A 3,539-nucleotide genomic window follows, 5' to 3' on the forward strand; every position below is an offset into this window, starting at 1 on the left:
AACAAAGGTGGAATTATCAAGGAGCCGTGTGAGGTGAAAGTCTCATGCACGGTTCTGAAGGAGAGGTAGAGGTAGCAATGCCTCTATCGACTCTAACGAAACTGGCGAACTGCCGCAAGGAGTTGTCATGGTGACGTACATCAAAAACCGCAGTCTGAACGATTTTAACCGTTTAGTCGCATCAGTTCAATCCCGCGGCGTAGAGCCAGCAACCGGAATTTTCATTCCAGAATTTGTCAAGCATTCCGGTCAAAAACCCGACGATAGCGGAGTAGTAAAACCCATCAATTACTACAGTTTAAAATGGTCGTGGAACGAGCGGAAAGACTGGGGAGTTATCGATCAAGCAGCAGCAGTTTTGTCCGATGCGAGCAATCAATCGCGGATGATTGACTTGGAAGGAACCAGGGCTATGATTTGTTTAGATAACCTACCAGCAGCACAAGTTGCGTCTTTAATGGCCGCTCACGCCAACGGTGAAAGCGATGCTATTGCTTTGAATTCCAACGGTAATATGTCGCTGCCATCTGCGGAAGACAGAGCGACTGCTGACTTGTTCTAATTTTGTGGAAAAGGCGCGATTTAATCGCGCCTTTTCCGTAACTGTGACAGCGAAAAGTAAAATGAAGAAATTAACGAAAATTAAAACCCAACCCAACCTGCAAGAAAGCCGTTTGCGAGAAAATTGCGAGCTACTCGACCAAATTCGGGCAGATACAATTAACGACATCGAAAGTCTCACTGTAGACTTCCAGCATATGAGTGTAGTTGCCGAATCTATCCGGCGAAATTACCAAGCTTTGCTCTCGGAAAATCAACTGCTTAAAGACACACTTGTAAGTATAGTTGACGATTGCGAGTGCTGGCAAGCCAATCGGTGCGAGCGCTGTAAAAAGATTCTCAAATCTCTAGAAAGCAATCATCCAAACTTCCCACCAAATGCAGCCAGAAAATATCGATCTATTCTCAGCCAACTCCGGAACTTAGGATAGCTCAACACGTCTTAGTAACAAGGTCTTTAAAAGTTTGAATCAGGAGCAACAAGCCTTATGACACTAGCAACTGCAAAAGATAGCAAAACCAAAATTCTGCAAAATTTTCAGCAGATTTTAGCAGAGAAGAAAAAGATTGAATCTAAAGTCGAAACCAAAGAGCAGTCAGCCGAAAAAGCTAAAAACAAACAACTCCTCGAAGTCGCCTCTACGTACACAATTGACAGCATTGTCAAAGGCTTGGCAGACTTACAATTAGATTTCGGCAGCATCACCAGCGGACTTTCCGAAAAACTGAAGGCGGAATCTGCAAAATTAGATGAGTTAAAAAAGGCGATCGAGATTGAAACCGAACAATTGCAAGAATTGCAGCAAATCCGAGTTGTAGCAGACGCCCTCCACATTTTAACTCAAGAGCATCAAGAAAAATTGACTGTACTCGAACAAAATGCTGCCAACCAGCGCGAAGTTCTTGAAAAAGACACGACACAAAAACGCAAAACTTGGGGGAAAGAACAGCAAGAGTTTGACACTGTAGTTGCCGAAAAAACTGCATTCACAACTAAACAGCGCCAGCAGGAAGCCGCAGATTATCAATACGAATTGCAGCGCGAGCGCAAAATCGAAACCGACGAATACGAAGAAACGAAGCGCAAACTAGAACGGGAATTGCAAGAGTCTACCCGCGAAAAAGATAAAAACTGGGCAGAAAGAGAAAAAGTCCTCAGCGACAATCAAGCGGAGTTTGAAAAGAATCAGACAAAAGCTGCTGGATTTGAAGAAGAGCTCAAACAGGCTTACATCAAAGCCAAAGAAGAAGCAATTCAAGAAGTTTCCCGCGAAGCGAAAGTCAAGGCTGATTTAGCTGACAAAGAATGGGAAGGAAGCAAGCAGGGATATGAGTTAAAAGTACAATCTTTACAGCAGACAATGCAGCGCCAAACCGAACAAATTGCCGAAATTTCCGCGCAACTACAAGCTACGATGAAGCAAGCGCAAGATTTGGCCATGAAAGCTTTTGCGAGCAAAGCTTAAAACCCGGTTTGTAGTGAGGACTTTAGTCCGCATCCGGGTTCGATCTTTCGGACTTTATTCCTGATTTTTTCAAAATTTTCGGACTAAAGTCCTTACTACGAACCTTGAAGGACTAAAGTCCTTACTACGAACCTTGAAGGACTAAAGTCCTTACTAGGAACCTTGAAGGACTAAAGTCCTTACTACGAACCTTGAAGGACTAAAGTCCTTACTACGAACCTGGGAGGACTGAAGTCCTTACTACGAACCTCATTCCCAACTATTAACAAATGAAAAGCCATGAACAAAAAACTTACTGACAAAAGCACTAAGGCTGAAATCTTAGAAGCATACAAGGAAGCAGCGCAAGAAAAAGCTGCGTTAGAATTGCAAATCAAACAGCTAAATGCTTCTCCAAAGCAAGCACCCGCACCAGTACCAGCAGCAGAAAAACCTATTGTGGAGACAAAAAAACCAATGGCTTTAACTCAAACTCAACAAAAAATGCAGTCCACAATTGATAATTTGATTTTGCTGCAATTTGGCTTTGGTGGTGCTGTCAGCGAGTTGTCGGAAAAATTAACTTCGGAAGCTGCTAAACTGGAGGAGTTGCGGCGCACTGTGGGTGAGGAAGTTCAACAACTGCAAGAGTTGCACGGTTTAGAAGATGTTGCGGAAGATACGCTGGATAATTTGATTCAAGAGTACGAAGAAAGTGCGAAAACTTTTACTAACGAACTCAGCGAACAGCGCGATACTGTTGAACAGGAATTGCTGGAACAGCGGCTGGCTTGGGAAAAAGAGCAGGAGTTGCAAAAGTTGGCTGTTAAAGAACGCAATGAGAATCAGCAAAAAAATCGCGATCGGGATGAAGAGTTGTATGATTACGATTTAAATCTTCAGCGAGATTTGGATGTCGAAGAGTATGAACAGCGCCAGAAAAGGCTGTATCAAGAAATTGAAGAGTTTCGCCTGGAACAGGAGAAACAGTGGGCGGAACGGGAAAAATCTATTGCGGAACGGGAAAAATTGTCTGCGGAAGTTAAGGCTAAGGTGGAAGCTTTCCCGAAGGAGTTGGAAGCTAATATCAAGAATGGGAAAGATAATGGTCGCAATATTGGCAATTATCAAGCTAAGGTTAAGGCTGATTTGTCGGCTAAGGATATTGAGGGACAAAAGCAAAATTATGAACTGCAAATTCAAGGGATGTTGCAGACAATTCAAAATCAAGATGCGCGGATTGCGAGTTTGTCGAAACAGCTTGATTCTGCTTTGAAACAGGTTCAAGATTTGGCGGTGAAGGCGATTGAGGGTTCGTCGAATTTGAGTTCTTTCCAAGCTGTGAGGGAAATTGCGATCGAACAGGCGAAGACTCAGCAGAAAAATAAGTAGTCCGCAGTTGTTCGAGTTGTTGTAAGGTGCGCCGGGGCGCACCTTATAGAACCCATTTGAGATCTTTGGGCGATAGCGTAGAATCAAGGCAGAGTAGGTGAATTTGAGTAAATTGAGGTGAGAAATGGGGTATTCAAGTGA

General features: G+C 43.5%; 3 protein-coding genes and 1 pseudogene. All 4 read left to right on the forward strand.

Going from position 1 to position 3,539, the window contains the following annotated elements; all coding sequences use genetic code 11:
- Positions 1-97: 97 nt before the first annotated feature.
- Positions 98-562 (forward strand): annotated as a pseudogene (locus JGK39_RS32945) (hypothetical protein); the annotation flags it as partial.
- A gap of 61 nt (positions 563-623) precedes the next feature.
- Positions 624-992 carry a hypothetical protein gene (locus tag JGK39_RS32950; RefSeq protein ID WP_293298968.1) on the forward strand — a complete coding sequence of 123 codons (369 nt, stop codon included), beginning with the start codon at positions 624-626 and terminating at the stop codon, positions 990-992.
- A 57-nt stretch (positions 993-1,049) separates the two neighbouring features.
- Entirely contained in the window at positions 1,050-2,027 is a 978-nt protein-coding gene (locus JGK39_RS32955; RefSeq protein WP_293262559.1) for a hypothetical protein, read from the forward strand.
- A gap of 279 nt (positions 2,028-2,306) precedes the next feature.
- Entirely contained in the window at positions 2,307-3,398 is a 1,092-nt protein-coding gene (locus tag JGK39_RS32960; RefSeq protein WP_293262562.1) for a hypothetical protein, read from the forward strand.
- The last annotated feature ends 141 nt before the right edge of the window (positions 3,399-3,539 follow it).

The sequence above is a fragment of the Microcoleus sp. PH2017_12_PCY_D_A genome (genome assembly GCF_020738565.1).
GTDB lineage: Bacteria > Cyanobacteriota > Cyanobacteriia > Cyanobacteriales > Microcoleaceae > Microcoleus.

Bases quoted from the DNA above. Each gene is read 5' to 3' on its own strand.
- JGK39_RS32950 (WP_293298968.1), top strand. From the start codon at position 624: ATGAAGAAATTAACGAAAATTAAAACCCAACCCAACCTGCAAGAAAGC.
- JGK39_RS32955 (WP_293262559.1), top strand. From the start codon at position 1,050: ATGACACTAGCAACTGCAAAAGATAGCAAAACCAAAATTCTGCAAAAT.
- JGK39_RS32960 (WP_293262562.1), top strand. From the start codon at position 2,307: ATGAACAAAAAACTTACTGACAAAAGCACTAAGGCTGAAATCTTAGAA.